The sequence below is a fragment of the Methylobacterium sp. CCH7-A2 genome (genome assembly GCF_001557075.1).
Taxonomy (GTDB): domain Bacteria; phylum Pseudomonadota; class Alphaproteobacteria; order Rhizobiales; family Beijerinckiaceae; genus Allobosea; species Allobosea massiliensis.
This window is the reverse complement of the sequence record NZ_LSKN01000310.1, coordinates 1-560: the sequence shown is the minus strand read 5'-3', so window position 1 is coordinate 560 and position 560 is coordinate 1. Positions and strand designations below refer to the sequence as shown.

Here is a 560-nt window from a genome sequence, read left to right as displayed (position 1 = left end):
GCCCGCCCATCCGGCCATAGGTCTTCGCCAGGGCGACGAAGTCGTCCGAGGTCAGGGCGAAGGCGTCGGCGGAGCCGGCGGCGATCTTGAAATGCGCACGGAATTCGGCGTCGACGAGATGCGGCGGCTGGCCCCTGGCCGGGCCGACGCCGAGATTGATCGAGGGCTCGCGGAAATGCAGCGGCATCAGCTGCGCATGGATGTCGGTGACATGAAGGATCGTCAGCGTGCCCAGCGGATCGAAGCGCAGGATGTCGCTCTGCGCCAGCTTCTGCTGTGCCGCCGCCCGCCCGAGCGGGCCGAGCCCGGAGGCTGCCGCAATAGCCGCGGCGGCGGCCGTCGCCTGAAGAAATTCGCGTCTGGAGACCATGATTCACCTTCTGGGCGAGCGCGAAGCGCCACCCACCGGCGATGTCCTTGCGGACATCGCGCATCACCTCATCAGGAGTGTCGTCGGCCGGATCGGCCCGCTCAGCCGACGGTCAGCTTGTTCTTCGCGGTGTATTCGGAGCCGTCGTCATCCTTCCAGACGAAGGTGAACTCGCCCGATTCCGTCGCCT

At 67.1% G+C, this 560-nt stretch carries 1 protein-coding gene and 1 pseudogene; both read right to left on the bottom strand.

Features of this window, described 5'->3' with window-relative positions:
• The coding region (locus tag AX750_RS24530; RefSeq protein WP_156462478.1) for a twin-arginine translocation signal domain-containing protein at positions 1–370 on the bottom strand (370 nt) is incomplete at its 3' end.
• Between the two features lie 101 nt (positions 371–471).
• Positions 472–560: pseudogene (locus AX750_RS27020) on the bottom strand (thiosulfate oxidation carrier complex protein SoxZ); the annotation flags it as partial.